We start from the raw sequence: 15927 nt of genomic DNA on the forward strand, positions 1-15927 counted from the left end.
ACCGCTGTTCAACGATCGATGACCGCTTGCACCGCATCTGCCATCGCCCGCTGGCCGCGGGCGTTCGGATGCAGCGCTCCCGGGCCGGCTCCGGTCGGCTCGATCCAGCGCTGCTGGCTGCCGGCGCAGACATCGTGGCCGGCCGACACCTGTGCCAGATCCACGTACCGTGCCCCCGCCGAGCCGGCAGCGGCACGGACTGCGCCGTTGAGTCTGCGCTGCAATCCGCGCAGGAAGGGCACGTCACCGGCGGCGATGGACACCTGGTCGAAACAGCCCGTCGTGGCCGGCAGGATCCACGGATAGCCGGTGATGACGATCCGCGCCCGAGGTGCCCGTTCGGCGATCTGTGCCAAGCCGCGCACGAGCGCCGGGCGGGTCTGATGATCGATCCGGTCGAACAGCTCGCTGCGCAGCGCCGCCGCGCAGGGTGCGCCGTCGGGGTCGGTCGGGCCCAGCCGCCGGCATTCCCCGGTGGCCAGTGCGAAGACATCGGCATCGTTGCCGCCCAGGGTCAGGGTCACCACCGCCACCTGATCGTCGAGGGCGTCCAGTTGCGGGGCGACGCCGAAATACTGCTCGTCCGTCAGATTCCCGGTACGGGCGCCGGCGCAGGAGACGTCGGTCAGATCCCAGCGATAGTGCCGGGCCACCAGCTGCCCGTAGTTGTCCTGGCCGCGCATACACAGGAACGGCGAGTCCGGCACCACCGGAGACAGCCCCATCCCGGAGGCGTAGCTGTCGCCCAGGTGCACATGCCGGTGCGGCGGCGCCTGGGTGTGCGTGCACCCGCTGTTCACCAGGGCCAGCAGCAGCGCGATCAGCGCCGCAGCGGCAGCCCGTCTCCGCGTCACCGCCGCTTGGGGGTCCCCGGCTCGCCGGTCAGGCCCATTTTGACGGCCAAGTGCGCATCGGTCAGTTCGCTGCGGAACCGGTCCACGTCCCGGGCCCAGGCCTGGGCGAGTCTGCCGTTGGTGAATCGCACGCCCACCCCTTTGCGGCGGCGCGGGACCGCGGGCAACTCACCCAGCGCCCGGGCACTCTCCCACTTCTGATGTTCGTGCGTGCGGTTCTCCGGGTAGATCTCGGCGATGTCGGCCAGCTCGACCGTTTCGGCGCCCTGCCGCAGCGAGGTCTCGGTAAGCACCACCGAGACATGCCGCCGGGCAGCGGCGAACTGCAGCATGCCGAAGCCCACCAGGATCACGGCGAAGATCGTCAGGATCTCCCAGTGGATGCGTCCCTGCCCGACGATCTCCAGGATCAGGACGGCCACGATCATCAGTGGACCGATCCAGATCACCGCGGTACTGCCGCCGGGCTCGTCGAACAGCACCCGGCCCGCGGCGGTCTCCTCGGTGGTCTCCTGAGCAGGGGCCGCCGCCTGGCCGGCACTGTCTTGCGCTCCGGACTCCGCCGCAGGCCCGTCCGCCGCTTCGGTCGGCGCGGGATCGTTGGCGTCGGGATCGGGCCGCCGGCTCATCGACCGTCTCCGGCCGGGCTCAGCGATTCGCCCGCGGGGTCGGAGTCTTTGCCGGTGAACCAGTCGTCCGCCGACGGCCGGTAGGCCAGGATCGTGCCGATCAGCCCGATCACCGCGGCCACCAGCACCACCGCCAGCGGGCCGGACTGGAAACCGATGGTCAGCACCAGGATCATCACCGTCACCACGATGGTCAGCGCGGCCATGATGCCCCGCGCCTGGGGCCCCCGGCACGCTTTACGGATCAGCGAGATGTAGGTCAGACCCACCGCAAGGATCAGCACCGCCACCGCCAAGACACCCAGAGGCCACCCTGCGTCCAAGGCACTGGTCACGATCGAGATCACGCCCAGGGCGGCCAGCAGCACACCGGAGGTCAGCCAGAGCCGGAAGGCCCAGCGGACCAGTGGGGGCCGGGTCGCGAGATCGGGGCTGAACCCCCACGGCGGTTTGGTCATCGGTTCCTCCCCTGACGGGTACCGGCAGACCGCGAGCGGAATGCGGCCACCTGTTCGACGAATTTTCGGGTATCCGGATGCATCGCGGCCAGTGACGCGCCGAGTGCAGCCACACCGCCGATGATCCGCGCCACCATCGCCCAGGCGGGCAGCGTTTCGGTCTCGCCGCCGTCGCCGAAGACCACGGCGATGACGTCGAACACCATCATCACCGTCAGCAGGGCGGTGATCCAGCCGAGCAGGAACCGGGCCCAGCCCTTACCGCGCAGCAACAGTGCCAGCAGACCGGCCACCAGCGCCACCAGCACCACCGCCGAGACGGCGATACCGGCGATCGTCACCATCCGGGCGACCACATCCGGGTCGCCTAGGCTCGTGCCCTTCTCCGACTGGTCCTTGACCATCGTCAGGGCCTGTTTGTGTGCCGAAGAGTACGATCCCGGCATCGCGATCACCCAGCAGAGCACCGCGAACACCGTCAGCTGGATCAGGATCAGCACGCTCTCCGGCCGGCTCGGCTTGTCCCCCGGTTCGGCGGATGGCGGCAGCGCGGCCGGTGCCCTCGGCGGCAACGACGGGACAGTCATGGCTCCACCCTAGTCAGCCCGGCGGCCACCGCTCAGCCCGCCGGGTCCACGCGACGCAGCCGGGCGGCGATCTCGACGGCCGCATAGGTCAGCACGATGGAGGCTCCGGCCCGCACGATCGACAGCACCGCCTCGTCCAGGGCGGCGTCCCGGTCGATCCAGCCGCGTTCGGCCGCCGCGCAGATCATCGAGTACTCACCGCTGATCTGGTAGGCCGCCACCGGGCGGTCGGCCAGATCGGCCACCTCCCGCACGATGTCCAGATAGCTCATCGCCGGTTTGACCATCACCATGTCGGCACCCTCGTCGAGGTCGGCCAGCAATTCGCGGACCGCTTCGGTGCGGTTGGCCGGATCCTGCTGGTAGGTACGACGATCCCCCTCCAGCGAGGAGCCGACGGCCTCGCGGAACGGCCCGTAGAAGGCCGAAGCGTATTTGGCGGTGTACGCCAGGATCGCCACCTCGGGGAAACCGGCTTCGTCCAGGGCCGCCCGGATGGCGGCGACCTGACCGTCCATCATTCCGCTGGGCGAGACCACGTGCGCGCCGGCACGGGCCTGGGCCACCGCCAGTTCGCGATATCGCGCCAGCGTGGCGTCGTTGTCGACGCGTCCAGCCGCGTCGACGACTCCGCAGTGGCCGTGATCGGTGAACTCGTCCAGGCAGGTATCGGCCATCAGCACGGTCGAATCACCTAGATCCTCGCGCAGCATCGTCAACGCCCGGTTGAGGATGCCATCGGGGCGGGCACCGCAGGTGCCGTCGGCGTCCTTGTCCTCGGGGCGGGGCACACCGAACAGCATCAGCCCGCCGACACCGGAGGCGACGGCCTCGGCGGCGGCGAGCCGGAGCGAATCCAGGGTGTGATTGACCACCCCGGGCATCGAGGTGATGGGCCGCGGGACGTCGATGCCGTCGGCGACGAACATCGGGAGCACCAGTTGCGCCGGATCCAGGCGGGTCTGCGCCACCAGGCGGCGCATCGCAGCGCTGGTGCGCAGGCGGCGAGGGCGGTTCACGGGATGATCCATGCCCCGATGGTACGGGCGCCGCGGACCGGACCGGCTTTTCGCCGGTCGGTAGAGTCGGCGGGCATGACCGAACTCGAGGAACCGGGCGAGACCGCCGCACACCCGCCCCGCTGGTGGCGTATCGCCACGATCGCCACGTCGACGATCACGGTCGCGCTGTGCGCGGTGCTCCTGGCCGCCGACGCCGAGTGGTTCGGCTTCGGCGCCTGGCTACTGACTTTCTGGCTGTTTCCGGTCGCCGGACTCGCCTGGCTGGTGCTGACGATCCTCGGCGCGGTGCGCTACCGAACCTGGCGGTTGTCGCTGATCGCGCCGGTTGCGGTGATCCTCAGTGCCGCACTGTTCTGGTATTCGGTTCCCGCGCGGGCAGGTTTCGCCGCCTCCCGGCCGGCGTTGGAAAGCCATGCCCGCGAGTGCACCGCAACCGGGGGTTCCTGGCATCGCCTGATCCGCGCCGAACAGGTCGAACGTCTGCCGAACGGCATCTGCCTGTTCTATTCACCGGCGAGCTTCATCGACCGGGTCGGCTGGGCCTACGTGCCCCCCGCGGCCGCCCCACCGGAGTCCGACTACCGGGACGGCCGGTATTCCTACCGGCACATCAGCGGGGACTGGTACCGCTTCACCTGGAACTTCTAGCCGGCGGCGGGCCACCTGCCGTTCAGGATCGGGCGCGGCGCGGCTTCTTCCGCGGCGGCGGCAGCGCCCCCTCGGCACGCAGCGTGGCCGCGTGTTCGGCGAGCGCGTCGACCAGCGCCGTGATGGACGCATCCTCCGGTCGCACATCGACCCGCAGTCCGAATTCCAGCGCCGTCTCGGCGGTCTTGGGGCCGATGCACGCCACGATCGTGCGGGCATGCGGCTTACCGGCGATGCCGACCAGGTTCCGGACCGTGGAACTGGAGGTGAAGCAGACGGCGTCGAAGCCACCGGTCTTGATCATCTCGCGGGTCTCGGCCGGCGGCGGTGCGGCGCGCACCGTGCGGTAGGCGGTCACGTCGTCGATCTCCCAGCCGCGTTCCCGCAGCCCCTCGGAGATGGTCTCGGTGGCGATGTCGGCACGCGGAAGCAGAATCCGGTCGACCGGATCGAAGACCTCGTCGTAGGGCGGGAACTCCTCGAGCAGACCCAGAGAGGACTGCTCGCCGCTGGGGACCAGCTCCGGTTCCACACCGAAGGCCCGCACGCGAGCGGCGGTGCCCTCCCCGACGCAGGCGATCTTCACGCCCGAGAAGGCGCGGGCGTCAAGACCGAATTCGGCGAACTTCTCCCACACCGCCCGCACCGCGTTGGTCGAGGTGAAGACGATCCACTGGTAGCGGCCGTCGACCAGGCCCTTGACGGCGCGCTCCATCTGCGCCGGACTGCGCGGCGGCTCCACGGCGATGGTGGGCACTTCGCTGGGGATGGCGCCGTGACCGACCAGTCGCTCGCTCATTTCCGGAGCCTGATCACGGGTGCGCGGCACCAGGACGGTCCAGCCGTACAGGGCGCGCGATTCCCACCAGGAGAACTTGGTGCGCTGGCCGACCAGCTTGCCGACGGTGACGATCAGCGAACCGACCAGCCCCAGGCTCTGCTCGGCCAGCGTGGCCAGGGTGGCTTCCACCGTGCGCTGCTGGCAGGTGGTGCCGTTGACGGTGATCGCGACCGGGGTCTGCGGGGCCAGTCCGTGTTCGGTCAGCGCACTGGCGATCTCACCCAGATGGCTGTCGGTGGCGTGCAGCACCAGCGGTCCGGGGGCGGCGGCCAGTGCCGCCCAGTCGACGTCGCCGCGGACGTCGGCGACGGTGTGGCCCGAGCCCAGCGGCAGACCGGCGAACCCGGGCACGACGGCCGCATGCGGCAGACCCGGCAGCACCTCGAAACCGACGGTGGTGCGGGCGACGGCGGTGATCTCGGCGAGCACCGCGTCGGTGGTCATCGGATCCCCGGCAACCACGCGCACCACATCGGTGCCGGTACGCGCCGTGGCGACCAGTGTCTTGGCGACCTGCGCCGGATCACCCAGTGCCGGACGCACCACCTGCTCCGCGGGGTCCTCGGGATCCTCGGCCGGTGCGGGTTCGGCGTTCCTGCGCCCGTTCTGCGGCGCCGGCACCGGCGGCAGGTGCGCCGAGCCGACCAGATCCACGATCGGTGCGGGCACATCGGGGTCGACAAAGGCCACCTGTGCGTTGACCAGGACCTCCAGGGCGCGGACGGTCAGCAGATCCGGGTTACCTGGACCCGACCCGACGAACAGAATCCGGCCGGGATTAGCCTTCTTGGTACGGCTCATGGGTTCGCACTCTCCTGCCCCGCGGACGGGGCTCAGTTCGTTCTGTGCGGGAGCCGTCAGGTTCAGGCGCGCTACGCACCTGATGGATTGACGAGTGCCGCGGCACCGAGCTCCAGCAGTTCGGCGGCGAGATTCCTACCGAGCTCGACGGCCCGATCGACCGGGCCCACCGCCGAAGCGCGGATCACCTCGGATCCGTCCTCGGCCGCCGCCGCCGCACGCAGCGACAGTTCGGCGAAGATGCGCCCGTCCTCGTCGATCGACTCGACCACCTCGGCGATCGCACCGAGCGGCGCGGTGCACCCGGCCTCCAGGGTCGCGAGCACCGCACGTTCGGCGTCAACCGCCGCGCGGGTGGACGGGTCGTCCAACTCGGCGAGGATTCTCACCAGTTCGGCATCGTCGGCACGGCATTCGACGGCGAGGGCTCCCTGCGCCGGCGCGGGCAGCATGACCACCGGGTCAAGTGCCTCGGTAACCGCGTCGGTACGACCGATGCGAACCAGGCCGGCTCGGGCGACCACCACCGCGTCCAGTTCCCCGTTCGCGACTTTGCCCAACCGAGAGTCAAGGTTGCCTCGTAGGGGGCGAATTTCCAAACCGAGACCCAGTGCTCTAAGCTGCGCAGCCCGCCGGGGCGAAGACGTGCCGACCGTCGAGCCCGGCGGCAGCTCGCCGAGGACCAGCCCATCCCGGCTGACCAGCGCATCTCGTGGGTCGACCCGGGTGGGAACGGCGGCCATCGCCAGGTCCGGTTCCGGTGCCGTCGGCAGATCCTTATAGGAGTGGATCGCGACGTCACATTCGTCCCGGCGCAGAGCCTGCCGGATCGCGGTGGTGAAGACCCCGACGCCGATCTGAGCGACCGGGGCGGTGGAGGTGTCGCCGTCGGTGGTGATGATCACCAACTCGGCCGGATGGCCGGCAGCCCGCAGACGGTCGGCGATACCGCCGGCCTGCGTGGTCGCCAGCAGCGAACCGCGGGTGCCGATACGGATGGGGGCAGCGTCGGACACTGCGTTCCTTTCTCAGGGGTTCAGTGGAATCGAAGTTCAGCGGAATCGAAGTTCAGCGGAATCGAAGTTCAGCGATATTGACGTTCAGCGATATTGTCGTTCAGCGGGACCGCGGTTCAGCGGGGCTCCCCCAGACCGGAATCGGGGGCCACCACCTGCTCGGCGGTCCCCGGCTTGAGCTCGAAGAGCTCGCGCAGGGCCGCAGCGTAATGGTCGCCGTTGCCGGTGGAAGCAAGCTGTTTGACCCGCACGGTCGGGGCATGCAGCAGTTTGTCGGCCACGCGGCGGATCGTCTTGGCGACCTCCTCGCGCTGGGCCGCATCCAGATCCGGCAGCCGGCCCTGCAGCCGCAGCACCTCGGCTTCGACCACATCGGCGGCGCGCTGGCGCAGCGCGGCGACCGTCGGGGTCACCGCAGCCTGCCGCTGGGCGGCCAGGTAGCCGGCCAGTTCGGCGGCGACGATGCTGCGCGCGGCGGCCGCCTCGTCGTCGGCAGCCACCGTGCCGCTGTCGCCGCGCAGACTCTCGATGTCGATCACCTCGACGCCGGGCAGTCGGCCGGCGGCCGGGTCGACGTTGCGGGGCAGACCCAGGTCGCAGATCATCAGCGGCACCATCGAGGCACGCCGCACCAGCGCCTGATGCACATCGCCGACCTGCAGGATCGGGGTCACCGAACCGGTCGCGGTCACCACGATGTCGGCGTCGGCCATCACCTCGGCGACGTCGCCGATGCCCGCCCCGCGGGCGGCGATGCCGTACCGTTCGGCCACCCCGGCGGCCAGTTCCCCGGCGCGCTCGGCGGTGCGGTTGACCACGATCATCTCGGTGATGCCCTCGCGGGCCAGTTCGGCGGTGGCCAGCGAGCCCATCGCCCCGGCGCCGATCACCACGGCCCGGCGCATCGGGGGACGCCCGGCGCCGCGGATGTTGCGGGCGCGCTGCAGCGCGACCGAGACCACGGAGGCCCCGGCCCGGTCGATACCGGTCTCACTGTGCACGCGTTTACCCACGCGCAGCGCCTTCTGCGCCAACTCGTGCAGGGTGCTGCCGGCAGCTCTGGTCGAGTCGGCGGAGGTGTAGGCCGACCGGATCTGGCCAAGGATCTGCTGTTCGCCGACCACCATCGAATCCAGTCCGGCGGCGACGGTGAACAGATGCTCCACCGCGGCTTCGGAGTAGTGGACGTAGGCGTGATCGGTCATCTCACCGAAGTTCATGCCCGAGTGCTCGCCGAGAACCTCGCCGACGGCCTCCAGCGCCGGGTGGAAGGCCTCGACCACCGCATAGAACTCGATGCGGTTGCAGGTGGAGACCAGCATCGCCTCGTTGATCACGTGCGACTGCATCAGGGTGTCGACCAGTTTGGGTCGGTCGTATTCGGAGACGGCGAGACGTTCGAGCACCGGGACAGGAGCGCTCCGATGGGAGACCCCGAACAACAAAAGACTCACGCTGACACCGTTTCCTCAGTCGCACGCGCCTGGCGCATGTACTCCACAGATTAGTTCACAGCACCTGAGCGCGCCCAGCACCCCGGCAGCTCCGGCCGTCATCGACGGTCAGCGGCGGGCATGCAGATCGGCCCGCAGCCGGTCCTCGTCGACCTCCCAATAGCCGTGTTCGGCACCGTCGAGCAGGATCACCGGCACCCGGTCTCCGTACTCGGCACGCGGCTGCGGATCACCGTCGCCGGCCAGCTGATCAACGTCGTGCACCTGCAGGGTCAGCCCGTAGTCGGCCAGGATCGCCTCGAGGGCGGTCTGTGCGGTGGCACACGAGGGGCAGCCGGCCCGCGTCATCAGGGTCACCACCGGAGTCTTCTGCGTCGCGCTCACGTTGCCCACCCTATTCCGGTGCGTCGGAACGGCGCCCGGCCGGTCGCACCGACCCCCTCGCACCCGCCCGGCCGGACACCGCTGCGGCTGCGATCGTGAGTCGGCCTCAGCACGGCTAGGCTGGACCCAACCGACAGCAAGGAGACGCTCGTGACCCGTAACGCTCCCGATCCCGACGATGAGTTCGCTGTGAACGACGCCGCGGACCTGGCGGGAAGCGATCTGGACGAGCAGGAACCGGACGATCACGGTCCGGCCGGCCACGACGAGATCGACGTGGTGGACGACGAGGAGTCACTGGCCGAGGACATCGCCGACGATGAGGCGGCCGCACTGACCGACGATGAGGCGGCCGCGCTGGCCGAAGCCGAGGAGAGCCGCCGGGTCGCCGCCTGGCTGGCCGAGCGGGCCGGCCGCTTCCGGCAGAGCGCCAGCGAGCTGCGCCAGGTACTGGCCGGCGAAGCCGCCGCCACCAAGGCGATCGAGTCGCTGCGCGCCCGCATCACCCCCGGTACCGACGACGACGGCCAGGTGACCCCCGACCTGACGGCCGCCGCCTTCTTCGATGTCGACAACACGCTGGTCCACGGCGCCTCGATCGTGCTCTTCGCCCGGGGACTGGCCGCCCGCAAATACTTCTCGTACAACGACATCGCCCGGTTCGCCTGGCAGCAGGCGAAGTTCCGGCTCACCGGCCGGGAGAACATGGACGATGTCGCCCAGGGGCGGGATCAGGCACTGAGCTTCATCGCCGGCCGCCGCACCGACGAACTCGTCCAGCTCGGTGAGGAGATCTACGAGGAGTACATCGCCGACCGGATCTGGCCGGGGACCCGCGCCCTGGCGCAGCGTCACCTGGCCGCCGGTCAGCAGGTCTGGCTGGTCACCGCCACCCCGGTGGAGCTGGCGCAGACCATCGCCGAGAAGCTGGGCTTGACCGGCGCGCTGGGCACGGTCGCCGAAAGCGAGGACGGCGTGTTCACCGGCCGGCTGGTCGGCGACATCCTGCACGGGCCGGGTAAGGCCCACGCGGTGCGCTCCCTGGCGGTGCGCGAGGGCCTGAACCTCAAACGCTGCACCGCGTACTCCGACTCCTACAACGATGTGCCGATGCTGTCGCTGGTGGGCACCGCCGTGGCGATCAACCCGGATTCGGATCTGCGCGAGGTCGCCAAGATGCGCGGCTGGGAGTCGTACGACTTCCGGACCGCACGCAAGGCCGCCAAATACGGTGTGGGGACGGCGATGGTGCTGGGCGCGGCCACCGGTGCCGCCTTCGCGACGGGGCGGCTGCTGCGGCATCGTCACGCACAGAAGAGCGCCGCGCAGGCGTGAGGCAGGCCGGGTCGGTGCACGCCCACGATCCGGGCCGGGGCGCGGCGCCGGCTCAGCCCAGGTAGACGCTGCCGCGGCGGCTGAGCATCCGGAACAGGGTCTGCTGGATCTCTTCGCGCACGTGGTCGGTCAGATCGAAGACGACCATCGGATCGTCGGCGGCGGCCAGCTCGTACTCGGAGGTGTCGATCGGCCGGCCGAAGTGGATGTGCCACTTGGACGGCAGCGGGATCATGCCGAACGGTCCCAGCCAGGGGAACAACGGTGTCACCGGGAAGTACGGCAACCCCAGCGCACGAGCCAGCGGCTTGAGGTCGGCGATCATCGGGTAGATCTCCTCGGAGCCGACGATCGAGACCGGGATGATCGGGGCCCGCGTACGGATCGCGGTGGTGACGAAGCCTCCGCGACCGAAGCGCTGCAGCTTGTAGCGGTCCTTGTACATCTTTCCGATGCCTTTGAACCCTTCCGGCCACACCGCGGTCAGTTCCCCCTGGCGCAGCAGCGCTTCGGCGTCGTCGTTGCAGGCCAGGGTCGCACCGATCCGGCGCGCCACATCGCCGATGACGGGCATCTCGAAGGCCATATCGGCGGCCAGGGGCCGCAGGTACCGCTGGTGCGGGTGGTTGTCGCGGACGGCGACCGAACAGATCAGCGCATCGATCGGGACGGCGCCGGCATGGTTGGCCACCAGCAGCGCGGCGCCCTCTGCCGGCAGGTTCTCCACACCGCTGACTTCGACCCGGAACCATTTGGAGTACAGCTGGCGGATGGCCGGGAACCACACCGTCTCGGTGAAGTGCGGATCGAAGCCGAAGTCGTCGACCGTGTAATCACCGGTCATCCGTTCGCGGATGAAGCCGGAGGTGGCCATCAGCGAGTCGGCGATCGCGGTCCGGATCCCGCCGAGGCTGAACAGCGGTGAGTGGCGGACCGGCCCCACCGGGGTCGCCGGCTCGTCGGGCATGACGATCTCGTTGTTGATCGGCAGGATCTCGGCGCCGCGCAGCCCGAAGGCCTCATCGTGGCCGTCCCGGCTGCGGGCACGGACCTCACGCGGATCGGAGGTGTACAGCGAGATCACCTTCGCGGTGCGCGCGTCGGTCCGGCGCTCGTCGGGAGTCATGACTGTTCTACCTCCTGTTCTCATCCGTGCCGGCGGGTCGTGAACTGCCGGTTCGTGGTCGCGCTCCGCGGTCTGCCCGATGGCACCCGGGATGACGATTCATCGTACGTCGGGCGCTACTGCAGTGCAGTGGCGGCCGACACCACCCGGCGTTCCATGGACTGCCAGGCCTGCGCGCTGATCACCGGCTCGGTGGGGCCGCGCGCGATGAAATCGTCGAGCGTCTCCAGGGTGGTGTACTTCGGCTCGAATCCGAGCTCGCTGCGCATGCGCGTGGTGTCCAGGACCCGACCGAAGGCCAGGAACCCCTCCTGGTCGGAACGGATCGAGGGAACCCGCCCCTCCTTGAGCACACCGGCCAGCGGGGCCAGCAGCGTCGCCGGCACCGGCAGCTGCAGATGTCCGGCGCGGTGCACCGCCTGGGCCAGCGTCACCACTCCGTCGCCGGCCAGGTTGAAGGTGCCGCGCACCGGATGCAGGGTGGCCCACTCCAGCGCCCCGAGGGCATCCTCTTCGTGCAGGAACTGCAGCCGAGCCGCCCGCCCGAAGACCACCGGCACCAGCGGCATGGACAGATACGAACTCATCCGCGTCGCGATCCGCGGACCCAGGATCGCCTGCGGCCGCAGAATGGTGACGTCGATATCGGGCCGGCGCCGGGCCAGGCCGCGCGCGTAGCCTTCCACATCGAGCATGTCGCGGCCGTATCCGCGCCGGGGTTCGCGCCGCGCCGGGGTGCCTTCGGTGAAGTAGGCCGGGTCGGCAGAGCTGGCGCCGTAGATCATCGCCGTCGAACGCAGGATCAGCCGCTTGACGCTGGGGGTGCGCTGACAGGCCGCACTGACCTGCATGGAGCCGACCACGTTGAGTTCTTTGATGGCCGCCGAATGGGCGGCCGCATCCATCAACGACGGTGCCGCGTGGACCACCGTGTCGACGTCATAACTGGTCAGCGCCTTGGCGATCGCCGGCCGCCGGATGTCCAGACGCAGGAACTCCGCCCGACCCATCCGGCGCAGCAGGGTCTTGTTCGGCACCCGGGAATCGACCGCGACGACCCGCTCGATCTCGGGGTTCTCGGCCAGCCGGGCCACCAGGTAGCCGCCCAGGAAGGTGGCCGCTCCGGTGACGAGCACCGAACGCGGCGCGCTCAGCGCGGGAGTCTGCGACATGACATCAGATTAGCCAAAGCACCGAACCCGCCCCAAGGGGGCGGGTTCGGAAATCGTGGCATGAGTCGACGAACGACTCACTTACCGAGTTTGCGACGCTGCACCCGGGTGCGACGAAGCAGCTTACGGTGCTTCTTCTTCGACATGCGCTTGCGGCGCTTCTTGACGACTGAACCCATGGGGCTCTCCTCACGCTCGTGCTGATCGGTACGTCGGCCGCCTCCGCCGGGGACGGGGCGGCAACCTCGTCCCGCTCAGCGCGACCGGGACCCGTGCTGCCATTCTAACGACGTTCCCGGCGCGAGACGAAATCGGGTGGTGAAGCACAGTCGTGCTCGGCGGTCACCGCCCCGACGGCGCCTGCGCGCCCGCGGGAGGACGTCCTAGCCGGCGTCGAAGTACGAGGTCTCCAGGTAGTCGTGCACAGCCTTGGCGTGCACACGGAACGAACGACCGACGCGCACCGCCGGCAGTTCACCGTTGTGCACCAGGCGGTACACGGTCATCTTCGAAACGCGCATCAGTGCGGCGACCTCGGCGACGGTGAGGAACTGCGTGGCCGAGTTGGCGTTTCCGCCGCGCGCCTCAGCGAGCTCGTTCCGGTCTCCAGGCTTTTCTGCAGCAGCCATGAACTCAAATACCTCCGGTGCACGCATCGCGGCCACCGGCTTCCCCTCCGGCGGACATAGACACGTACGTGCTACTTGGAGCTTAACGTGGCGGATGTGAAAAATGCGACGTGAGTGGCTAAATCCGACTGCTTACGGACGCCGCCGCCGCACACTCGCAGTCTATCCCCGCAGGTCAGCCGATTACCGCGGTTCGTCGGAACGTTCGGGCACCAAGGCACCGCCCGGCCGTGAACCCTCAACGTCGACTCGACGTGCGGCCTGCCTGCCGGCGTCGGCCGCCGCCCGTGCGGCCTCATTGGTCGCGTGCCGGATCCCGTAGCGCTCGAATTCGGCCAGCGCGGCGGCGGTGGTGCCGGCCGGTGAGGTGACCGCGGCCCGCAGGTCCACCGGCGAGACCCCCGAATCGGCCAGCAGTTGACCCGCACCCTTGAGGGTCTGCGAGGCCAGCTCCAGCGCCTGCACCCGGGTCAGCCCCAGTCCGACGCCGGCGTCGGTGAGCGCCTCGACGAGCAGGAAGAAGTACGCCGGCCCGGACCCCGAGATCGCGGTGACCGCATCCATCTGAGTCTCGGGGACCACCATCACCCGGCCGACGCTCTCCATCAGCCGCACGGTGAGGTCGATCTGCTCGGTGTCGGCGTAGCGTCCGGCACTGACCGCGCTCATCGCTTCGTTGACCAGCATCGGGGTGTTGGGCATGACCCGGACCACCGGGGCCCCGGCCGGCAGCAGCGCCTCGTAACGCTGCGTCGGGATCCCGGCCACCAGCGAGACGGTGATCCGCTCGGTCTCCCCGTGATCCTCGGCTCTCGCCAGTTCCCGCAGCACCGTCTCGACGGCATCGGGCTTGACCGCCAGGAACACCACCTGCGCGCTCTCGGCCGCGTCGCGGACGTCCTGGGTGACGCGCACGCCGTAGTCGCCGGCCAGCTCGGCCGCCCGCTCGGTGAGGGCCTCGACCACCACCAGGTCCTTGATCGGTTTTCCCGACCGGATCAGTCCGGCCAGCAGGGCCTCGCCGATCTTGCCGCCGCCGATGATCGCGATCCGTTCGGTCATGATCGTGTTTCCTCTTCTGTGAAAGCTGGTCTGGACGTGACGTGCCCGGGGCCGCCGGCCTCCGGCCGCGGACACACCGAGGCCGGGAGGGTGCCAGCCTACTGCGGCGGGCGCGCCGGGATCAGCGCCAACTGCCGCGACTGGGCGATGAGGGCACCGGACTCGTCGACGACGGTGTGGTCCTCGGCGAACATCCCCTGCCCCACCTCGGTACTGGTCGCGGCGAACCGCAGCCAGTCCCCCGGCGGCGGGATGCGCCGCAGATACGTGGTCAGCTGCACCGTCGGCGCCCACCCGAACAGGCCCAGGTTCATCACCACCGGCGGCGACAGGTCGCACACCAGCACCGGAAAGTCCTGGGCCATGTGGGCCGGTTCGGCCAGCGGGTCACGCGGGCGGGTCCAGCCGCGCACCGCCGGTTCCCCGGTGTCGCCGGTGAGCACCGGAAACCAGGCCGGGTCCAGGGACAGATCCAGCGCCGCGCCCAGGTTCATCACCTCGCCGAGCGGGGAACCGTCGATCGACATCGCCGTCTGGTCCGGGGTGGCGGGCAGACCGTCGAAGTCGACGAGGCGACGGTGATGCGGCTCTCCACTGTCGGGGCGCCCGAGAGTGACGGTGGAGGAGACCATCACCCGATCGTGCTGGGTCACCTCCACCCGGGCCAGGCTGACCGTCCGGCCGCGTTTGACGATGCGCACCGCCAACTCGACGTCGGCCGGATCCGGTGCGGCCAGATAGTCGCTGGCGATGGCGATCGCGGTGACATCGGCCAGCGCCGCCGGATCGGCGTCGGCCGGGGCCAGAGCCGTCAGGGCGTCGCGGGCGGCCGCGGCGACCATCATCTGGACGCTGCCGCCGTGCACCTTGGGGCCGATGGTGAAGATCGGCGAGATGGTGCCGTGATAGACGATGGCGCTGCCGTCGGCGGCCCGGTCGGCCACCTGAAAGGCGAGCAGCTCAGCGAGTGCGGTCGACATCTCTCTCCTGGTCGTGATCGCCCGGCGGATGCGCCCGGCCGGGGTCGGGCTGGTCGGTGGGGTGCGGGGCCGCGGGTGCACCGTCGCGCGTGAGGTGCGCCCGGGCGAACTCCAGCGAGCGGGTGAGCATCGCGGTGCGTTCGGCCTTACTCTTGGCCGCACCGGTGTGCACCTCCAGCACCACCGCCCCGGAGAAGTCACTGTCGGCCAGCCGGCGGCAGACCTCGACGCACGGCTGGCTGCCGTCGCCGGGGATCAGGTGCTCGTCGGTGGCCGCGCCGGTGCCGTCGGTCAGGTGCAGATGCTGCAGGCCCGCACCCATGCGGTCGGCCATGGCAAGGGCATCGGCACCAGCGGTCGCCGCATGCGACAGATCCAGGGTGTAACTGTCGTATCCGTTGTCGGTCGGGTCGATCGACTTACCGAAGGCCGAGGCGCTCAGGCCCGGAGCCCCGCCGCGCTCGGCCATCCGCTGCGCCGAACGCTGGCCGGCACCGAACATTCGGTCGGCCCGCATCGGGAACATGTTCTCGACCGCGACCTTCACATCACTGTCGGCTTCGAGCCGCCGGACCAGCCGATCGAACCCGCGGACGTATTCACGCTGCCAGCGAAACGGCGGATGCACCACGACGGTGTCGGCACCCAGGTCCTCGGCCGCCTGCACCGACCGCACCAGCTTGGCCGACGGATCACGCCCCCACACCCGCTGGCTGATGAGCAGGCACGGGGCATGCACCGACAGCACCGGCACCTGATACTTCTGGGACAGATGGGCCACGTGGGCGATGTCCTGGCTGACCGGGTCCGACCACACCATCAGTTCGATGCCGTCGTAGCCGATCTCGGCGGCATAGGCGAAGGCCGCCTCGGTGTTCTGCGGATAGACCGACGCCGTGGACAGGCCGATCGGAATCTCGGGACGCAAT

The 15927-nt window shown here is 69.7% G+C and carries 18 protein-coding genes; 2 read left to right on the forward strand and 16 right to left on the reverse strand.

Annotated elements, in window-relative coordinates:
* Positions 1 to 8: 8 nt before the first annotated feature.
* Genes GOHSU_RS05145 through hemB form a run of 5 tightly spaced genes read right to left on the reverse strand, consistent with a single transcriptional unit; the run spans position 9 to position 3559 of the window.
* Positions 9 to 854 (reverse strand): SGNH/GDSL hydrolase family protein, encoded by an 846-nt coding sequence (locus GOHSU_RS05145; RefSeq protein ID WP_005937879.1) that lies wholly within the window; start codon positions 852 to 854, stop codon positions 9 to 11.
* Positions 851 to 1483, reverse strand: coding sequence for a transport-regulating membrane protein Mce1N (gene mce1N / locus GOHSU_RS05150; protein ID WP_005937882.1), 633 nt, complete (start codon positions 1481 to 1483; stop codon positions 851 to 853). The genes GOHSU_RS05145 and mce1N overlap by 4 nt, the downstream gene beginning before the upstream one ends.
* Entirely contained in the window at positions 1480 to 1941 is a 462-nt protein-coding gene (locus GOHSU_RS05155; protein ID WP_005937885.1) for a hypothetical protein, read from the reverse strand. The genes mce1N and GOHSU_RS05155 overlap by 4 nt, the downstream gene beginning before the upstream one ends.
* Complete coding sequence (locus tag GOHSU_RS05160; protein WP_155820965.1) at positions 1938 to 2528, reverse strand: hypothetical protein; 591 nt, start codon at positions 2526 to 2528, stop codon at positions 1938 to 1940. The genes GOHSU_RS05155 and GOHSU_RS05160 overlap by 4 nt, the downstream gene beginning before the upstream one ends.
* A 32-nt stretch (positions 2529 to 2560) precedes the next feature.
* On the reverse strand, positions 2561 to 3559 hold the full coding sequence (hemB, locus tag GOHSU_RS05165) for a porphobilinogen synthase (RefSeq protein ID WP_024332800.1): 999 nt from the start codon (positions 3557 to 3559) through the stop codon (positions 2561 to 2563).
* Positions 3560 to 3622: 63 nt separating this feature from the next.
* Between hemB and GOHSU_RS05170 the strand changes: the two genes are divergently transcribed.
* Positions 3623 to 4198 carry a hypothetical protein gene (locus tag GOHSU_RS05170; protein WP_005937895.1) on the forward strand — a complete coding sequence of 192 codons (576 nt, stop codon included), beginning with the start codon at positions 3623 to 3625 and terminating at the stop codon, positions 4196 to 4198.
* Between the two features lie 22 nt (positions 4199 to 4220).
* Here the strand turns inward: GOHSU_RS05170 and GOHSU_RS05175 are convergent, their stop codons facing one another.
* The 4 genes from GOHSU_RS05175 to GOHSU_RS05190 form a co-directional block, all read right to left on the reverse strand.
* On the reverse strand, positions 4221 to 5840 hold the full coding sequence (locus GOHSU_RS05175; RefSeq protein WP_005937897.1) for a bifunctional uroporphyrinogen-III C-methyltransferase/uroporphyrinogen-III synthase: 1620 nt from the start codon (positions 5838 to 5840) through the stop codon (positions 4221 to 4223).
* Positions 5841 to 5911: 71 nt separating this feature from the next.
* Entirely contained in the window at positions 5912 to 6856 is a 945-nt protein-coding gene (gene hemC, locus GOHSU_RS05180; RefSeq protein WP_005937899.1) for a hydroxymethylbilane synthase, read from the reverse strand.
* Positions 6857 to 6972: 116 nt separating this feature from the next.
* Positions 6973 to 8310 carry a glutamyl-tRNA reductase gene (locus GOHSU_RS05185; protein ID WP_005937902.1) on the reverse strand — a complete coding sequence of 446 codons (1338 nt, stop codon included), beginning with the start codon at positions 8308 to 8310 and terminating at the stop codon, positions 6973 to 6975.
* Positions 8311 to 8418: 108 nt separating this feature from the next.
* Positions 8419 to 8658 (reverse strand): glutaredoxin family protein, encoded by a 240-nt coding sequence (locus tag GOHSU_RS05190; RefSeq protein WP_029759976.1) that lies wholly within the window; start codon positions 8656 to 8658, stop codon positions 8419 to 8421.
* A 186-nt stretch (positions 8659 to 8844) separates the two neighbouring features.
* On the opposite strand from GOHSU_RS05190, the gene GOHSU_RS05195 reads away from it, so the two are divergent.
* The gene (locus GOHSU_RS05195; RefSeq protein WP_005937906.1) at positions 8845 to 10029 is read left to right on the forward strand and encodes an HAD family hydrolase; all 1185 of its coding nucleotides are present in this window, start codon (positions 8845 to 8847) and stop codon (positions 10027 to 10029) included.
* 52 nt (positions 10030 to 10081) lie between these two features.
* Here GOHSU_RS05195 and GOHSU_RS05200 read toward each other — a convergent pair whose 3' ends face one another.
* From GOHSU_RS05200 to GOHSU_RS05225, 7 genes are all read right to left on the reverse strand, one after another.
* Entirely contained in the window at positions 10082 to 11155 is a 1074-nt protein-coding gene (locus tag GOHSU_RS05200; RefSeq protein ID WP_005937909.1) for a lysophospholipid acyltransferase family protein, read from the reverse strand.
* A 116-nt stretch (positions 11156 to 11271) separates the two neighbouring features.
* Positions 11272 to 12327, reverse strand: coding sequence for an NAD-dependent epimerase/dehydratase family protein (locus tag GOHSU_RS05205; RefSeq protein WP_005937911.1), 1056 nt, complete (start codon positions 12325 to 12327; stop codon positions 11272 to 11274).
* A gap of 77 nt (positions 12328 to 12404) precedes the next feature.
* Entirely contained in the window at positions 12405 to 12506 is a 102-nt protein-coding gene (locus GOHSU_RS16475) for a 30S ribosomal protein bS22 (protein WP_081597721.1), read from the reverse strand.
* A 204-nt stretch (positions 12507 to 12710) separates the two neighbouring features.
* Complete coding sequence (locus GOHSU_RS05210; protein WP_024332802.1) at positions 12711 to 12956, reverse strand: helix-turn-helix domain-containing protein; 246 nt, start codon at positions 12954 to 12956, stop codon at positions 12711 to 12713.
* Positions 12957 to 13139: 183 nt separating this feature from the next.
* Entirely contained in the window at positions 13140 to 14018 is an 879-nt protein-coding gene (gene proC / locus GOHSU_RS05215; protein ID WP_024332803.1) for a pyrroline-5-carboxylate reductase, read from the reverse strand.
* A gap of 98 nt (positions 14019 to 14116) precedes the next feature.
* On the reverse strand, positions 14117 to 14998 hold the full coding sequence (locus tag GOHSU_RS05220) for a thioesterase family protein (protein ID WP_005937921.1): 882 nt from the start codon (positions 14996 to 14998) through the stop codon (positions 14117 to 14119).
* Positions 14979 to 15926 (reverse strand): sugar phosphate isomerase/epimerase family protein, encoded by a 948-nt coding sequence (locus GOHSU_RS05225; protein ID WP_005937924.1) that lies wholly within the window; start codon positions 15924 to 15926, stop codon positions 14979 to 14981. Before GOHSU_RS05225 ends, GOHSU_RS05220 begins: the two co-directional genes overlap by 20 nt.
* Position 15927: the final 1 nt, after the last annotated feature.

Origin of the sequence: Gordonia hirsuta DSM 44140 = NBRC 16056, from assembly GCF_000333015.1 — a bacterium.
Taxonomy (GTDB): domain Bacteria; phylum Actinomycetota; class Actinomycetes; order Mycobacteriales; family Mycobacteriaceae; genus Gordonia; species Gordonia hirsuta.